The organism is Methylotenera sp. (assembly GCF_029946165.1).
GTDB lineage: Bacteria > Pseudomonadota > Gammaproteobacteria > Burkholderiales > Methylophilaceae > Methylotenera.
The window spans coordinates 30,973-47,262 of record NZ_JAQSDZ010000021.1 but is presented as its reverse complement, the minus strand read 5'-3'; the positions used below and the strand labels follow the sequence as shown (position 1 = coordinate 47,262).

At 43.8% G+C, this 16,290-nt stretch carries 16 protein-coding genes; 5 read left to right on the top strand and 11 right to left on the bottom strand.

Annotated features, from left to right (window positions below):
- Positions 1-136 precede the first annotated feature (136 nt).
- The 11 genes from PSV17_RS10820 to PSV17_RS10770 all read right to left on the bottom strand — a co-directional run bounded on the left by PSV17_RS10820 (position 137) and on the right by PSV17_RS10770 (position 10,849).
- Positions 137-442, bottom strand: coding sequence for a hypothetical protein (locus tag PSV17_RS10820; protein ID WP_300482485.1), 306 nt, complete (start codon positions 440-442; stop codon positions 137-139).
- Positions 443-516: 74 nt separating this feature from the next.
- Positions 517-2,046, bottom strand: coding sequence for a fumarate hydratase (locus tag PSV17_RS10815; protein ID WP_300482482.1), 1,530 nt, complete (start codon positions 2,044-2,046; stop codon positions 517-519).
- A gap of 14 nt (positions 2,047-2,060) precedes the next feature.
- Complete coding sequence (locus PSV17_RS10810) at positions 2,061-3,710, bottom strand: acyl-CoA synthetase (RefSeq protein ID WP_300482480.1); 1,650 nt, start codon at positions 3,708-3,710, stop codon at positions 2,061-2,063.
- A 58-nt stretch (positions 3,711-3,768) separates the two neighbouring features.
- Positions 3,769-4,896, bottom strand: coding sequence for an aldolase/citrate lyase family protein (locus PSV17_RS10805; protein WP_300482478.1), 1,128 nt, complete (start codon positions 4,894-4,896; stop codon positions 3,769-3,771).
- 68 nt (positions 4,897-4,964) lie between these two features.
- The gene (locus PSV17_RS10800) at positions 4,965-5,291 is read right to left on the bottom strand and encodes a succinate dehydrogenase assembly factor 2 (protein ID WP_300482476.1); all 327 of its coding nucleotides are present in this window, start codon (positions 5,289-5,291) and stop codon (positions 4,965-4,967) included.
- A gap of 14 nt (positions 5,292-5,305) precedes the next feature.
- Positions 5,306-6,046, bottom strand: coding sequence for a succinate dehydrogenase iron-sulfur subunit (locus tag PSV17_RS10795; protein ID WP_300482474.1), 741 nt, complete (start codon positions 6,044-6,046; stop codon positions 5,306-5,308).
- Between the two features lie 38 nt (positions 6,047-6,084).
- Positions 6,085-7,860 (bottom strand): succinate dehydrogenase flavoprotein subunit, encoded by a 1,776-nt coding sequence (gene sdhA, locus PSV17_RS10790; RefSeq protein ID WP_300482472.1) that lies wholly within the window; start codon positions 7,858-7,860, stop codon positions 6,085-6,087.
- A 70-nt stretch (positions 7,861-7,930) separates the two neighbouring features.
- Positions 7,931-8,275, bottom strand: a complete 345-nt coding sequence (gene sdhD / locus PSV17_RS10785) for a succinate dehydrogenase, hydrophobic membrane anchor protein (RefSeq protein WP_300482471.1) — start codon at positions 8,273-8,275, stop codon at positions 7,931-7,933.
- 6 nt (positions 8,276-8,281) lie between these two features.
- Positions 8,282-8,695, bottom strand: coding sequence for a succinate dehydrogenase, cytochrome b556 subunit (gene sdhC / locus PSV17_RS10780; RefSeq protein WP_300482468.1), 414 nt, complete (start codon positions 8,693-8,695; stop codon positions 8,282-8,284).
- An 11-nt stretch (positions 8,696-8,706) separates the two neighbouring features.
- A complete protein-coding gene (locus tag PSV17_RS10775) occupies positions 8,707-9,933 on the bottom strand; it encodes a malic enzyme-like NAD(P)-binding protein (protein ID WP_300482466.1) in 1,227 nt (408 codons plus the stop codon).
- 181 nt (positions 9,934-10,114) lie between these two features.
- A complete protein-coding gene (locus PSV17_RS10770) occupies positions 10,115-10,849 on the bottom strand; it encodes a GntR family transcriptional regulator (protein ID WP_300482645.1) in 735 nt (244 codons plus the stop codon).
- 249 nt (positions 10,850-11,098) lie between these two features.
- Between PSV17_RS10770 and PSV17_RS10765 the strand changes: the two genes are divergently transcribed.
- The 5 genes from PSV17_RS10765 to prpC are packed head-to-tail and all read left to right on the top strand — an operon-like array spanning position 11,099 to position 16,249.
- The gene (locus tag PSV17_RS10765) at positions 11,099-11,980 is read left to right on the top strand and encodes a CoA ester lyase (RefSeq protein ID WP_300482464.1); all 882 of its coding nucleotides are present in this window, start codon (positions 11,099-11,101) and stop codon (positions 11,978-11,980) included.
- Complete coding sequence (locus PSV17_RS10760; RefSeq protein ID WP_300482462.1) at positions 11,973-13,070, top strand: MaoC family dehydratase; 1,098 nt, start codon at positions 11,973-11,975, stop codon at positions 13,068-13,070. The genes PSV17_RS10765 and PSV17_RS10760 overlap by 8 nt, the downstream gene beginning before the upstream one ends.
- 38 nt (positions 13,071-13,108) lie before the next feature.
- Entirely contained in the window at positions 13,109-14,110 is a 1,002-nt protein-coding gene (locus tag PSV17_RS10755; protein WP_300482459.1) for an aldolase/citrate lyase family protein, read from the top strand.
- A 49-nt stretch (positions 14,111-14,159) separates the two neighbouring features.
- Positions 14,160-15,047 carry a methylisocitrate lyase gene (gene prpB / locus PSV17_RS10750; RefSeq protein WP_300482457.1) on the top strand — a complete coding sequence of 296 codons (888 nt, stop codon included), beginning with the start codon at positions 14,160-14,162 and terminating at the stop codon, positions 15,045-15,047.
- Between the two features lie 14 nt (positions 15,048-15,061).
- Positions 15,062-16,249, top strand: coding sequence for a 2-methylcitrate synthase (gene prpC, locus PSV17_RS10745; protein ID WP_300482455.1), 1,188 nt, complete (start codon positions 15,062-15,064; stop codon positions 16,247-16,249).
- Positions 16,250-16,290 lie beyond the last annotated feature (41 nt).

The following is a 16,290-nucleotide window of genomic DNA, read 5'->3' as shown; positions in this document are numbered from 1 at the left end:
TAGTGACTGTTTAAAAATGCTTTTTTGAAACTGTTGTCGTTGAGCTTGTTATTTCTCAACCAAGATTAAATTATAAACTAAGCTAAATTATGAAAAATTTCACATTTGTAAATTTTTAGATTTAAGTCAATTTCTTTTAGTTAAATAGTTTGTCGTCTGGCGGCAGCGTGCAACTTTTACCTTGGCTACGTAATTGCCATCTATCCAGAATCTCTTTTTCATATTCAGATCCGTTTTTAAGTGCTAAAAACGCGCGTACTTCAGTGACATCGGCAAAGCCGTTTTTATCAGTATCCATCGCAACTACATTGTCTTCTACTGTTGGGCCAGCATATCGACCATCACTATCGGTTAAATAGCCCAGTACATCATCTGCATTGGCGATGGCTACATTCAAAAACAAGCCTAGCAAAACAGTACTTCGTAACAAAAGTTTTAGCATTTTATCTGCGCTCTCTGAGTATATATCGTCAATTTTGACAGAGTTTAACGCAAATAGTGCTTTACACATGTGACTTAAGGCACAGAGTGAATTTCTATCGTTTTATGCTGCGCAATCTTTTCTTTCCATTCAGCAGGGCCAGTGGTGTGTACTGAATTACCTTGGCTATCCACGGCCACGGTCACAGGCATATCTTGCACCGTGAACTCATAAATCGCTTCCATACCCAAATCTTCAAACGCCAACACTTCAGCTTTTTTAATGGCTTTACTCACTAAATAAGCCGCGCCGCCTACAGCAGTTAAATAAACTGATTTGTGTTTTGCAATCGACGCTATCGTTTCATCACCACGCTCAGCTTTACCAACCATGCCCAGCAAACCAACGTCACTTAACATCATTTCTGTAAAGCTATCCATACGTGTTGCTGTAGTGGGGCCTGCAGGACCCACCGCTTCATCTCGTACTGCATCAACTGGGCCGACGTAATAAATAAAACGGTTTTTAAAATCTACTGGCAATTTCTCACCTTTTGCCAACATGGTTGCAATACGCTTATGAGCGGCATCGCGACCTGTGAGCAATTTTCCGTTTAATAATAAAGTTTGGCCTGGTTTCCAAGTCTGAATATTGGCTTGCGTAATCTCGTCTAAATTCACTCTTAATGACGCTTCACTTGGTGCCCAATGTACATTCGGCCAATCACTTAAGTTAGGCGCTTCTAGCTCTGCCGCACCACTACCATCCAGCTCAAAATGCACATGGCGTGTAGCCGCGCAGTTGGGAATAATCGCTACTGGCAAACTGGCCGCATGCGTTGGGTAATCTAAAATCTTCACATCCAACACTGTTGCCAAGCCACCTAAACCTTGCGCACCTATGCCTAAGTTATTCACTTTTTCAAAAATCTCTAAGCGCAATTCTTCAATTCTATTTTTAGCACCACTAGCTTTAAGTTCGTGCATATCAATCGGCGCCATCAAAGACTCTTTTGCCAACAACATGGCTTTTTCTGCACTACCACCGATACCGATGCCTAACATGCCCGGCGGACACCAACCCGCACCCATTTGGGGCACGACTTCCAAAATCCAATCAACGATACTGTCGTTCGGGTTAAGCATTGCCAACTTAGCTTTGTTCTCAGAACCTCCGCCTTTTGCTGCAATTTGCACATCAACTTTATCACCAGCAACCAATGAAACATGCACCACAGCTGGCGTATTATCCTTAGTATTAGGGCGCTTTCCAGCAGGTTCACTCACAATAGAAGCGCGCAATTTATTCTCTGGAAGCAAGTAAGCACGGCGCACGCCTTCATTCACCATTTGCTCAACATCAAGCACGGCATCCCATTGCACATTCATGCCTACTTTAACGAAAGCAACAACAATGCCAGTATCTTGGCAAAGCGGACGCTTACCTTCTGCACACATACGCGAGTTAGTTAAAATCTGCGCAATAGCATCTTTAGCGGCAGGTGATTGCTCTGCCTCATAAGCACGACCTAATGCCTGAATATAATCAACAGGATGGTAGTAAGAAATATATTGCAGGGCATCGGCGATGCTTTGAATAAAGTCTTCTTGGCGTATCGTTGTCATTTTGTCTACTATCACTATCTAGCTGATTTTGCGTAAGCAATTTTGTTGTTAATATCTTTACGCAAAATTTTACCATTTTTAGTACGTGGAAAATCCTTGGTTAAGTAAACCGTTTTTGGTGCTTTATATGCGGCTAAATGCTGTTTACCAAAAGCCATTAACTCATCCGCAGTAACTTCTGAATTTGGTTGCAAAATCACATAAGTTACGACTAATAGTTTGTCTTTCTCAAGCTCTTCACCCACTGCTGCACAATCTGCCACGGCAGGGTGTGATTTATACACGCGCTCAATTTCATAGGGTGACACACGGTAGCCAAAGCTCTTAATAATGTCGTCTTTACGGCCTAAGAACCAGATATAGCCATCTTCATCATAACGGGCATAGTCACCTGAGAAGAACCAACCGTCGTGCTTATATTTTGCTGTTTCTTCGTCTAGATTCCAATAACGCAAGAATAAACCTGGGTCGCTATCTGGCACGCTAATCATGCCCTCTTCGCCTTGCGGAACCTCTTCTAAGGTTTCAGGATTAAGCAACTTAATGGCATGACCAGGTTGCGGAAAACCTGCAGAACCAGCACGTATCGGACGGAATATACTTTGGCTTAAATAGTACGAAAACTCACTCATGCCAACCGCTTCATAAATATCTGCACCAAAACGCTCGCGCCATTGTTGCAATACTTCATCTGACAGATGCTCACCCGCGCTCATGCAGTGGCGCAAGCTTGGCACATCAGTTTGCTTAGCTGTAGATTTTTGGATGATTTGGCGATAAATCGTTGGCACGCCCACAAAAATCGTCGCTGAATGTTTTGCAATTAAGCGTGTCCATAAATCAGCGTCATTTTTGCCTTCATGCACAATGACGGTTTTGCCTAAATAGAGCGGATCCATCAAGCCTGAACCTAAGACATAAGTCCAATTAAACTTGCCTGAGTGCATGATTCGATCTTGCGAATTTGCATCGAAATTGAACCAATACTTAGAGGCTGGTTCACGACCAATCAAGGCACGGTGTGCATGTAGCACGCCTTTAGGGTAGCCTGTCGTGCCTGAGGTATAAACCAAATAAGCAGGGTCATCTGCGGCCGTTAAATGCGCTGGCTCAGAGGTTTGAATTGCAGAAAGTTGTGCGTCTAAATCGCAAACATTTAGGCTTGCATGCGTTATTATTTCGCCAATGCCTGATAACAATACGTGTTTTAAATTAGGCAACCCTGTTAAATGGTCTTGCAATGATGGCCACGCCGCTTTATCTGTCACCAGCACCGTAGCTGTTGAATCTTTTGCTAAATAAGCGACCTCTTCAGCAGTTAGCAAGGTTGAGGTTGGCACTGAAATCGCACCACGCTTCATCGCGCCTAAAAATGCAGTCGGATAATCCAAGCTATTCGGTAAGCGTATCAGCACGCGCTCACCCGCCTCCACTTTCAAATTTCTAAGTAACTGAGCAAATTGATCGGTGCGTTTGGCTAATTGCTCAAAGGTGATTTGTGAAGTACCTTGAGCGTCATCCTCTACAATCATCGCAATCAATGAGGCCGCTGGCGTATTCAAGTGCTTATCAGTACATGCCGCGCCAATATTGAAGTGTGTTGGAACGCTCCATTTCCATTCTGCAGATGGTTCAAATTTGGTAAATTGTTCTAGTTTTTGCATTATTCGACTCTCTTTAAATTCGATATGTATAATTAATCTAGTGCAATGGAACTAAAATTTACAGCAACACACCATACGGCCAGTTTTGACGTATCACTTGAGCAGGCAACAACTCAAGCACTTGCAGCGCAAAATCCATATCACCTGGGTTAAGCGCCCGCAAGGCATGCGCTCTGAGCAATGTCTGCAATGCTTTACCAAACATTGGCGGATCTAACATTTCACCTTCAAACTTAATTGCTCCGCCATGTAAAGCATCTGCCTCAATTGCCGCTTTTAAGATGCGCACTTTTTGATTCACTTCAGTGGGTGAGGGCGTATAAGCCGTTTTACATAAATGAATGTGGCCTGGGTGAATCACCTGTTTACCAGTTAAACCCATAGCAGCCTCTTGGCAAGCGTGTTTATAAACAATGCGTGACTCATAATCGCCATGTAAATCCAACCAGCGGCGCACATCATGCGGCTCGACGAATTTTTCAGGCATGATATTCGCACCAATGAGTGTTTCAACACCACCAATCACGCCCTTACCCGCGATACGAGCCTCAAACATAAGTTGATTCATATAGAACTGCAATTCTTCAATCCAGTGTTCTGGTGTGATGTGTATACCCATCGCTTTTGAAAAATCATGAATACCAAATACCACATGTTTCACTGTGCTGTATTGCATTAACTCTGGGGCGATTTTCAACGACTTTGGATGCTCGATAATTGGCTGAATCGTAATATTCGGATTTAACTCGAGTAACAAGCTAGATAAGTCGCGCACTTCGGCAGCACCATAGGCTTCGCCGGCTTTGGCAAGCATTACCACGTCAATGCAATCAGACATGTCGCTAACGAGTTGCATGTCTAACTCATATTCATCGGTTCGGAATGAGTTTGATCGAATGGCAATAGTGACACTTGGGTTAACTTTGCGTAGCTCAGGCAACTCTTGGCGCAGTAAATCGCGACTCATTTCTTTTTGACGACAGCCATCTTCCAAATCAAAAATCAAAGTATGTGCATTAGTGTGATGCGCATGTTTTTTCATACGCGCTGCAGCTTGCGTGACATCTTCGTAAATGCCCTGCGCTGGCGAATACTTAACAGGTGGATAGTAAAGCTGTATGCCAGGCCAATTCTCACCCAGCATATTGCTGTTGGTATAACACTTGATTTTTCCAGGACTATTCATGTTAAGTCTTCCAATAATTTCAATTATTTTTAAATAGTATTTTTAAACAGTACTTTTACTCTATGCTCTTAATGAGCACTCAGTTTATTGATAACGGATTGCATCGCTTCTGCATCGATTTGCTTAGCCTTAAACGCTACAACCTCTGCAATCTTAATTCTTGAGGTCACCACATCTAAAAACTCGTTATCAGGTAAATCTAGCAAACTATCAAACGCCAATAATTCGGCCTCAGTGAGCATTGCAAGATGCTTCTCAGAAAAACGCTGCAATACAATATCTAGCTCCAGCAAGCCTCGACGACAACGCCAGCTTAGGCGACGGACTTCTTCATCAGTCATATTTCGCTTACCTATTTGTTTATCAGTCTGAAGCTCATCTAAAAACATCGCCATATCCCCTTAATTAGCTAAACGGACTTAATTTCAATGTGTTTTTTTGCTTTGTTTTTATGCTCACGAGCCTGCTCAAACTTCAGATCTTTGATTTTCGCAATGGCAGCATTTGGGTTAAGTTTCTTAGGGCAAACTTCCACACAGTTCATAATGTTGTGGCAACGGTACAAACGCTCAGGCTCTTCTAAGTTTTCTAAACGCTCATCTAACGCCTGATCGCGGCTATCTACCATAAAGCGATAGGCTTGCATTAAACCTGCTGGGCCGACAAATTCATCTGGGTTCCACCAAAAAGAGGGGCAAGAAGTAGTGCATGCGCCACACAAAATACATTCATACAAACCATCAAGCTTGGCGCGGTCTTCAGGCGACTGTAAACGCTCAGTTTCAGGAACAGGGTCGTTGTTTACCAAATAAGGCTTAACCGAATTATAGTTCTCGAAAAACTGCGTCATATCTACAACTAAGTCGCGAATCACAGGCAAACCCGGCATGGGGCGAAGCACCACAGGCTCTTCTAAATCAGACAGTTTAGTAATACAAGCCAAGCCATTTTTACCGTTGATATTCATGCTGTCAGAACCACAAACACCTTCGCGGCATGATTTACGCAGGCTCAAACTATCGTCCAAATCTTTGATGCGTAACAATGCATCCAACAACATTTGGTCGCTGTCTTCCAGCACTACATCGTAATCTTGCATGTAAGGTTTTTTGTCTACGTCAGGGTTGAATCTATAAATTGAGAATTTCATGTTGTCGTCTCTAATTTGTAATTAATTCTGTGATGCGTTTAATAAACACGCGCTTTAGGCTCAAAGCTTTCTACTGTTTGCGGTTTTAGGCGCACTGGTTTGTATGCCAAGCGATTGCCTTCACGATAGTAGAGTGAGTGAGTGAGCCAATTTTTATCATCGCGCTCGCTAAAATCTTCCCGTGCATGTGCACCGCGGCTCTCCGTTCTTGCTTCAGCAGCATGCATGGTGGCTAAAGCGACTTCCACCAAGTTATCCAGTTCTAATGCCTCAACTCTTGCGGTGTTAAATACTTGGCTTTTGTCTTTAATCACAGTGTTTTTAGCGCGTTCAGCGATTTGGTCGATTTGCCCTACACCCTCTTGCAACAAATCAGGGAAACGGAACACGCCACAATGCGTTTGCATGGTTTCACGCAATGCCGCACCCACATCTTTTACGCTTTCACCTTGTGTTTGAGTGTCTAAGCGATTTAATCTGGCTAAAGTCTTATCGAAGGCATCTGCTGGTAATGGTTTGTGACCAGAATGTATTAAGTTATCTTTTCGGACTTCCTCAACCATTTTGTCGCCTGCGGCACGACCAAATACGACCAAATCTAACAGCGAGTTTGAACCTAAACGATTCGCGCCATGTACTGAAACACAAGCACACTCGCCTACTGCATATAAGCCATTCACTACCGATTGACCACCGTTGCCATCTGGCACCACTACTTGACCTTGTAGATTGGTAGGAATGCCGCCCATCATATAGTGCGCTGTTGGCACGATAGGAATTGGGTCATAAACTGGGTCAACATTGGCAAAAGTTTTAGCAATTTCGCGGATACCTGGCAATTTGTCATTAATTAACGCTTCACCTAAATGATCTAATTTTAGGAACACAGCATCTTTATTTTTTCCTACGCCGCGGCCTTCTTTAATTTCAGTAGCCGTTGCTCGCGAAACCACATCGCGGCTTGCTAAGTCTTTTGCATGCGGTGCATAGCGCTCCATAAAACGCTCGCCCTCACTATTCACCAAATAGCCACCTTCACCACGTACACCTTCGGTAATCAGCACACCTGCATTTAACACGCCCGTCGGGTGAAACTGCCAAAATTCCATATCTTGCAGGGGAATATTGGCGCGTGCTGCCATACCTAAGCCATCACCAGTATTAATGAATGCATTGGTACTGGCTTTAAATATGCGGCCTGCGCCGCCCGTTGCCAGCATAGTGGCTTTAGCGCGTAGACAATGCACCTCTCCAGTTTCAATATCTAGCGCTAAAACACCCAATACATCACCATCTGCATCTTTTAATAAATCGAGTGCTAACCACTCCACAAAAAACTGGGTATTCGATTGAATATTGCGTTGGTAAAGCGTGTGTAACATGGCGTGGCCAGTTCTATCAGCCACCGCGCAGGTGCGTGAAATGGCACTTTCGCCAAAGTTTTGCGTCATGCCGCCAAAAGGGCGCTGGAATATTTTGCCATTTTCTAAACGGTCAAACGGCATGCCAAAATGCTCTAGCTCGTAAATCGCCGCAGCGGCGTTTTTACACATAAACTCAATCGCATCTTGGTCGCCCAAATAGTCTGACCCTTTAATGGTGTCATACATATGCCATAACCATTTGTCATCCGCCACGTTACCTAGCGCCGCAGCAATGCCGCCCTGCGCCGCTACTGTATGCGAACGCGTTGGAAACACTTTAGACAATACAGCTACTTTTAAGCCAGACTGTGCTAATTGCAGTGAAGCGCGCAAACCTGCTCCGCCACCACCTACGACTAACGCATCAAATATTTGAGTTTGTAACGCCATAACCAATTAACCTTCAATAAATTTTAAATAATGACTATTCCATTGGCTGAGTTAATTAACACAAGGTCAATTAACCCAGTAGCAACCAAGTTGCCCAAACCAAATAAACCCATAATGACACCACTAAAAGTTTATCTAACACGTCGCGTACACTTGGGTTTGGTACGTAATCTTTAAATACATCACGAATGCCTAGCCATGCATGAATACACAAGCTAATCCAAAATAATAAAGTAGCGATACGCCACCACAGTGGCTGAAAAAAATCGACCCAAGCCTCATAACTATTTGGCTGCACGATCAAAAATCTAGCCACCGCAAAAACACTGTAAACCGCCATCACTAGCGCACTGAGTCTTTGAGTTAACCAAGCACGCATGCCTGGATATCGTTTAGTTAAAAGTTCAATGAGCATAAATTGTTACATCCATATTTTTACAGCTAATACTAGGGTAGCAAGCACCCCTAGCACGAGTACAACCTTACTGGTATAACGCGCTTTCATCAGCGTAGTCATCCAATGCACATCCATTGCAAGGTGGCGAATTCCCGCAAAAAAGTGATGAAAAAATGCCCATGCCAAGCCAAGAAGCATTAATTTGATAAAGGGCGAATGCAAAATCGCAATCACCGTTTCATAGTGCTGAGCAGAACTAAGCGAAAACTGTAACAACAACAAAATAACAGGCAAAATTAAAAACAATACGCAACCTGTTGCTCTATGCAATATCGACACCAATGCATTGATTGGTAGGCGAATCGTGAATAAATTCAGGTTTTTTGGTCGGCTCAATTGACCAGGCCTTAACTTTGTTTTTTGACTATCTTTTTGCATTATCAAATACCTTATTTAGCCAATCGTGCTAATTTATCTTGTTGTAAGCGAGCAGCATCAGCCACTGCACCAGATACTCTTGATAGCAAGCGTTTATCGAATGGTTTCGGAATGATGTAATCTTTACCAAAACTTAAGCTCTTCAAGTTATAAGCCGCCAATACATCTTCTGGTACGGGCTCTCTCGCTAACGCGGCTAAAGCATGCGCAGCAGCGATTTGCATTTCATCGGTAATTTGCTTAGCTTTGGCATCTAATGCGCCGCGGAATAAATACGGAAAGCACAAGGCGTTATTCACTTGATTTGGAAAGTCTGAACGGCCAGTTGCCATTAAAATGTCATCACGAACTGCGTGCGCTAAGCTTGGTAAAATTTCAGGATCCGGATTTGCCAAGGCAAACACCACTGGTTTTGGCGCCATTAGTTTAAGTAGTTCTGGTGATAAAGCATTCGCCGCTGAAACGCCAATAAAAACATCCGCATTTGGCATCACATCAGCCAATGTTTTTGCATCACTTGGCGCAACTGCTAAATGACGATTATTGTCATGTAAATCTGAGCGTGAAGTATCCAAAACGCCTGATTTATCCACCATCGTAATATTGGTTGCACCCATTAATTTAAGTAAGCGCGCACAAGAACAACCTGCAGCACCTGCACCTAAAAACACAATTTTTGCCGTTGGTAATGTTTTGCCTTGTAGCTCCAATGCATTCGACAATGCTGCAGCCACAATCACCGCCGTACCATGTTGGTCATCATGAAAAACCGGAATATCTAAACGTGCGCGCAGTTCCTTTTCTATGCGAAAGCAGTGCGGCGCTGCAATGTCCTCTAAATTAATACCACCAAAAGTTGGGGCGATATTCACTACCGTTTCGATAAATGCCTCGATAGTTGGCGCGTTGACCTCAATGTCGAAGACGTCAATACCAGCAAAGTGTTTAAATAAAACGGCTTTACCCTCCATCACGGGCTTACTTGCCAATGGCCCCATATTCCCCAAACCCAATACCGCAGTGCCGTCAGTAATCACCGCAACCAAGTTACCCTTATTGGTGTATTTATAAGCTAATGCAGGATCACGGTTGATTTCGCGCACAGGCACAGCCACACCTGGCGTGTAAGTCAAAGATAAATCATCTTGTGTAACACAGGGTTTAGATGACACCACAGAAAGTTTGCCTGGCTTAGGAAACTCGTGATAATCAAGTGCGCGTTTTTTTAGATCGTCCATTTTTCTCAATACCTTTTCAGGGTTTAGTTTTTAGTATGCAATTATTTTCTTAACACTACACTCTCTGTACTCGCGTGCTTTTCAAAATTGATTTTGGCAAGGCGGACGAGCGAAGACAGTGCTAATGTACGGCGAGCGAAGTTCAACACAGCGAAAATCAATTTTGAAAAGCACAAAAGCATTATTCGAGCTCATTCATGTAGTGATGATTATCTGTGACGCAAAGTCCCAAACGCCATTCCATAGGCTTATCGCCGTAAGTAAATGAAACGCGTTCTATACTTAAGATTGGTTCACCTTCTTTTAAACCCAATGCCTTAGCCACCTCGCCTCTAGCGCCCACTGCTTTCAGGCGTTCCTCAGCTCGCACCATACGCACGCCAAATTCTGACTCGTACATGCTATACATCGAGCCGTTATTTTCTTCTACGCGCGTTCCATTCAAACCTTTAAATGGCGCGGCTGGCACTACGATATGATCAAATATCAACGGCCTGCCCGAAAAGGTAAGTAAGCGCTTTATTTCTATAGTTGATGCGCCTGCCTTTAGGTCTAGCACTTGCCCCATGCGCACATCCGCCTTGCCTTTGGTACATGAAATAAATTCATTTTGCAGCAACTCTTTTTGCCCATCTTGCGAAGTTAGCCTTAAAAAACGTAACTTCATGCCTTCTGCACTATGCGTAGCTACAAACGTGCCCTTACCTTGACGGCGAATGAGAATATTTTCGGTAGCAAGTGCGTCTATAGCTTTTCTTACCGTGCCTTGGCTCACCTTATAACGACCAGCCAATTCAATCTCACTTGGAATCATGTCGCCTGGGCGCCACTCACCACCGATTAAGCTTTGCGTCAGCAATACTTTAATCTGATCATATAAAGGCTTATAGCTTGGCGAATTGTATTGTTTATCTATCATGGTCTTGGCATCTCACTTTTGAATCTCACTAACAGCTGAACAAGAGGTTGAGCTGACTATATTTATGAATGCTTTATTTAGTCGCTTTTTAACGTTGAATTCCATTAACGATATTTATAGCACGAGTATTTACAATAGTCTAGCATTTTATATCTTATATAAGACATAAGATATATATTGACATTTTTTATTTTCTCTCTATATAATCAGCCTAGGTTTAAAACAATTAAAACTAAAGGTAACAAAATGGCTCAATATTTTCGCCCTAGGCGCTCTATGCTTTATGTACCAGGTTGCAATACGCACTATCTTGAGCGTGCGCGCACGTTACATGCCGACTCCGTCATACTAGATTTGGGCGACCCGATATTAGTTGAGTGCAAAGTAGAGTCGCGTGAAAATGTGGTGCGTTATGTGAATGAAGGTGGCTATGGCTCACGTGAAGTTGTTGTGCGGGTTAACGACCTCACTTCTGAATGGGGTCCTGACGATATTAAAGCCATTGCAAAAACCAAAATTGATGCCGTTTTATTTCCAAACATTGAATCTCGCGAGGATGTACTCACCGCGCTTTCTTTACTTGATGCTGCTGGCGGCAGTCACTTACCGATTATGGTGATGATAGAAAGCCCCATTGCGGTTTTGAACGCAAAAGAAATTGCTGCGGCTTCTGACCGCATCGTATGTATTGTGATGGCAACTTCTGATTTAATTTCCCAATTACACGCACGCGTTACCCATGAGCGCTCTGCAATTTTAACTTCGCTTTCTTTGGTCATTTTAGCTGCGCGCGCTTATGGTCACGCAGTGGTAGACGGCATTACAAGTGATTTCAAAAATATGCACTCTTTTGAATACGCATGCCGCTTGGGGCGTGATATGGGTTTTGATGGCAAATCATTAGTACACCCTGCGCAATTAGCCTACAGCAATGATGCTTACACGCCGCAATCCTCAGAAGTGACGCATGCGCGTGAGATCATCGCCGCGTTAAAACAAGCAAACGAGCAAGGTAAAGGCACGGTTGTGGTTAACGACAAGCTTGTTGAACGTCATCACGTGAGAGCGGCTGAGCGATTATTAAAACTCAGCGAAATGATTAAGACTTTGGAAGAAAGCTATGTCTAAAACCGAAACTACCATCAAAACAGGCAAAATCAATGCAGGTAACTTCTTTGAGGACTTTCACCTCAATCAAGTAATTCATCACGCCACGCCACGCACTATTGCAGAAGGCGAAATGGCTTTATACATTGCGTTAACAGGCGCACGCCAAGTGTTGCACTCGGCAGATACCGTTGCTCAATCATTAGGCTATAACGCCAGACCTGTAGATGACTTACTAGCTTTTCATATCGCGTTTGGTAAAACCGTGCCTGATATTTCCGTCAATGCAATCGCAAACTTAGGCTATGCAGACGTGCGCTTTTTGCAGCCTGTGCATATCGGCGACACATTGAGCACCAGCTCAACAGTGATTGGCTTAAAACAAAATTCCAACGGCAAATCTGGCGTGGTTTATGTACGTTCGGTTTCTATCAACCAATTACAGCAACCCGTACTTTCATGGGTGCGCTGGGTGATGGTACACAAAAACAATCTGGATGCGCCAGCACCAGAAACCGTAGTTCCAGATTTACCCAACCACGTGCCAGCAGATGAATTAAGCGTGCCAAACTTTCTAGATGCTAGAAAATTCAATACAGCGGTCACTGGCGGACAATATTTATGGGATGACTATGCCGTAGGTGAGCGCATTAACCACCCAGCGGGCATGACCATTAGCGACACCGATCACACGCTGGCCACAAAGCTTTATCAAAATAATGCCCGCTTGCATTTTGATGATGTGATGATGAAAAAAACTGCATTTGGCAGACGATTAATGTACGGCGGCCACATCATTTCCCTTTGCCGCGCATTATCAAATGATGGCTTAGAAAATGCGCTTTGCATCGTAGCGATTAACGGCGGCACACATTGCAACCCCTCGTTTGGTGACGACACCATCTACACATGGACTGAAGTGCTAGATAAATGGGATGTGCCAAATCGCAGCGATGTAGGCGCATTAAGATTACGCATGATAGGCATAAAAAATATGCCTGCGGATGCGCTAGAAAGCACCCATATCAGTAAAGATGGCAAACAGAACTACCACCCGAACGTAGTATTAGATTTAGATTACACCGTGCTGATGCCACGCAAATCAAATTAACAAAACGTAGAACATTTTCAAAGACTTAGGAAAAGACAATGGCGACCACACAACAACTAGTTCACCCTAAAGACGCATTATTTGGCGGCGAAAAATCATTTCCAATCATTCCGTCTTGCGAGCATTTTGCTGGAAGCGAAAAGTTAATTCTTAAAGCATTATCGATGCAAGACACGATTGGCCCTGTTTTCGATATTACTTGCGATTGCGAAGATGGCGCACAGGCAGGTCAAGAACGTGAACATGCAGAAATGATTGTGCGCGTTTTAACAAGCGAAGCCAATCAACACAAAATGGCTGGCGCACGTATTCACGATTACACCAATAGCTACTGGAAGCAAGATGTAGATATTTTGGTCGCTGGTGCTGGCAAAGTTTTAAGCTATATCACCATTCCAAAATGTACAACTTACGCACAGGCCAGCGAAATGATCGCCTACATTCAGAAAATCGCCACATTTAATGGCATTGAACGTGTGATTCCAGTGCATATTCTAATAGAAACACATGGCGCGTTAAAAGCCGTGCATGAAATCGCGACATTGCCATGGGTTCAAGTGTTGGACTTTGGCTTAATGGATTTTGTAAGTGGTCACCATGGCGCAATTCCAGCATCAGCCATGCGCAGCCCAGGTCAGTTTGATCATCGATTACTTGCACGTGCAAAAGCAGAGTTAGTTGCAGCAGCACTTGCCAATGGCGTAGTGCCAGCTCACAACGTGACTTTAGATCTTAAAAATGTAGAAACCACTCGTTCAGATGCATCACGTGCGCGCAACGAATTTGGATTTTTACGTATGTGGAGCATTTACCCAACGCAAATCGAAGCGATTGTGGATGCCATGAAGCCGAATTTCGACGAAGTGCAAGATGGCGCAAATATTCTACTTGCTGCTCAAAAAGCTGATTGGGGCCCAATTCAGTATGATGGCGAGCTCCATGATAGAGCGACTTATCGTTATTTCTGGGAGATTTTGCAAAAAGCAAAATTAACCAAAGTTGCAATTCCTGCTGAGGCAACTGAAGCCTTTTTCAGTTAATTTTTAAATTTAAAATACTCTTTTAAATAAACACATTTAGGTAATTAATATGACACAAGCAGCCACAGCAGGGGCACGATTTCGTGCCGCCCTAAGCGCAGAAAAACCATTACAAATCATTGGTGCGATCAATGCTTATCACGCCATGCTCGCCACCCAAAGCGGCTTTAAAGCCATTTACTTATCAGGTGGCGGCGTTGCTGCAGGTTCACTTGGTTTGCCAGATTTAGGTATTTCTACTTTAGAGGACGTGCTGATTGACGTGCGCCGTATTACTGATGCCGTCGATACGCCGTTATTGGTAGATATTGACACAGGCTGGGGTGGCGCTTTTAACATTGCTCGCAGTGTAAAAAGTATTGCTAAAGCTGGTGCAGCGGCAGTGCATATTGAAGACCAAGTATCAGCAAAACGCTGCGGACATCGCCCAAACAAAGCCATTGTTAGCTTAGAAGAAATGGTTGACCGCGTAAAAGCGGCCGTTGATGCAAAACCATACGATGATTTTGTCATCATGGCACGTACCGATGCGCTCGCCGTTGAAGGCTTGCAATCCGCCATAGACCGCGCTTGCGCCTGTGCTGAGGCTGGTGCAGACATGATTTTCCCTGAAGCGATTACTGAACTTGCCATGTATAAACAATTTGCAGCTGCTGTCAAAGTGCCAGTGTTAGCCAATATCACCGAATTTGGTAGCACGCCATTGTTTACTGTGGATGAGTTACGCACAGCGGATGTGAGCATGGTGCTCTACCCCCTTTCAGCCTTCCGTGCCATGAATCAAGCGGCACTTAATGTTTACCAAGCAGTAAAAAATGATGGTACGCAAAAAAATGTAATCGGCATCATGCAAACACGCATGGACCTTTATGACCACTTGGGTTACCACACTTTTGAGCAAAAGTTAGACGCTCTATTCAATCAAAATAAAGCTTAAGGGAGAAAAGTAACATGAACGCAACTATTCAAGTCACAAGTCAAACCACCACCCAAGCTAGCGGTGCAGAACCTCCTAAAAAGAAAAAAGGCGTAGCGTTGGCTGGCATTTCTGCCGGTACCACTGCAGTTTGTACGGTTGGTCATACTGGCAATGATTTACATTATCGCGGTTACGATATTACTGAACTGGCTAAACAAGCGACTTTTGAAGAAGTTGCATATTTACTGATTCATGGCGAACTGCCGAATAAAGCGCAATTAGCAACCTATCACGCCAAACTTAAAAATTTACGCGACATCCCTGCTGCGCTCAAAACCGTGCTGGAACAAATTCCAAAAAATACTCACCCCATGGATGTAATGCGTACAGGTTGTGCGATGTTAGGCACATTGCAACCAGAAGCTGCTGATCGTAATACCAAGGCTGCACAAGATTTAGGTGACCGGCTGATTTCATGCTTTGGCTCCATTTTGTTGTATTGGTATCACTATAGCCACAATGGCAAACGTGTGAATTTAGAAACTGACGATAACAGCATTGCCGCACACTTTTTACATGTATTGCACGGCAAAGCACCAAGTCAATTACACATTGATGCAATGAACACTTCGCTAGTGTTATATGCAGAGCATGAGTTCAACGCCTCAACTTTCACCGCACGGGTAATCGCTGGCACCTTGTCTGACATGTATTCATGTATCACTGGTGCAATTGGCGCCTTACGTGGCGCTAAACACGGCGGTGCGAATGAAGCTGCCATGGAAATTATCGAGCGCTACAAAAATGCTGACGAAGCAGAAGCAGATATTTTAGAGCGCATGGCGCGTAAAGAAATCATCATCGGTTTTGGTCATCCTGTTTACACAATTGCAGATCCACGAAACGAGTCAATCAAGGCAGTTGGCCGCAAGTTATGCGAAGATGCAGGCAATATGACGCTTTTTGAAATTTCAGCCCGTATTGAAGAAGTAATGTGGCGCGAGAAAAAAATGTTCCCTAATTTGGACTGGTACAGCGCATCTAGTTACCACATGATGGGCATTCCAACTGGCATGTTCACCCCTATTTTTGTGATCTCACGTACCACTGGCTGGGTGGCGCATGTGATTGAACAGCGTATTGATAACAAAATCATTCGTCCAAATGCTGAATATAACGGGCCAGATAATAGAGCCTTTGTCAGTTTGAAAGATCGATAAACCCAACTCACCACAGAGACACTGCGTTTAGAAGAAATTTG

Coding starts and splice junctions, on each gene's coding strand:
- PSV17_RS10820 (WP_300482485.1), bottom strand. CDS start 442: ATGCTAAAACTTTTGTTACGAAGTACTGTTTTGCTAGGCTTGTTTTTG.
- PSV17_RS10815 (WP_300482482.1), bottom strand. CDS start 2,046: ATGACAACGATACGCCAAGAAGACTTTATTCAAAGCATCGCCGATGCC.
- PSV17_RS10810 (WP_300482480.1), bottom strand. CDS start 3,710: ATGCAAAAACTAGAACAATTTACCAAATTTGAACCATCTGCAGAATGG.
- PSV17_RS10805 (WP_300482478.1), bottom strand. CDS start 4,896: ATGAATAGTCCTGGAAAAATCAAGTGTTATACCAACAGCAATATGCTG.
- PSV17_RS10800 (WP_300482476.1), bottom strand. CDS start 5,291: ATGGCGATGTTTTTAGATGAGCTTCAGACTGATAAACAAATAGGTAAG.
- PSV17_RS10795 (WP_300482474.1), bottom strand. CDS start 6,046: ATGAAATTCTCAATTTATAGATTCAACCCTGACGTAGACAAAAAACCT.
- sdhA (WP_300482472.1), bottom strand. CDS start 7,860: ATGGCGTTACAAACTCAAATATTTGATGCGTTAGTCGTAGGTGGTGGC.
- sdhD (WP_300482471.1), bottom strand. CDS start 8,275: ATGCTCATTGAACTTTTAACTAAACGATATCCAGGCATGCGTGCTTGG.
- sdhC (WP_300482468.1), bottom strand. CDS start 8,695: ATGCAAAAAGATAGTCAAAAAACAAAGTTAAGGCCTGGTCAATTGAGC.
- PSV17_RS10775 (WP_300482466.1), bottom strand. CDS start 9,933: ATGGACGATCTAAAAAAACGCGCACTTGATTATCACGAGTTTCCTAAG.
- PSV17_RS10765 (WP_300482464.1), top strand. CDS start 11,099: ATGGCTCAATATTTTCGCCCTAGGCGCTCTATGCTTTATGTACCAGGT.
- PSV17_RS10760 (WP_300482462.1), top strand. CDS start 11,973: ATGTCTAAAACCGAAACTACCATCAAAACAGGCAAAATCAATGCAGGT.
- PSV17_RS10755 (WP_300482459.1), top strand. CDS start 13,109: ATGGCGACCACACAACAACTAGTTCACCCTAAAGACGCATTATTTGGC.
- prpB (WP_300482457.1), top strand. CDS start 14,160: ATGACACAAGCAGCCACAGCAGGGGCACGATTTCGTGCCGCCCTAAGC.
- prpC (WP_300482455.1), top strand. CDS start 15,062: ATGAACGCAACTATTCAAGTCACAAGTCAAACCACCACCCAAGCTAGC.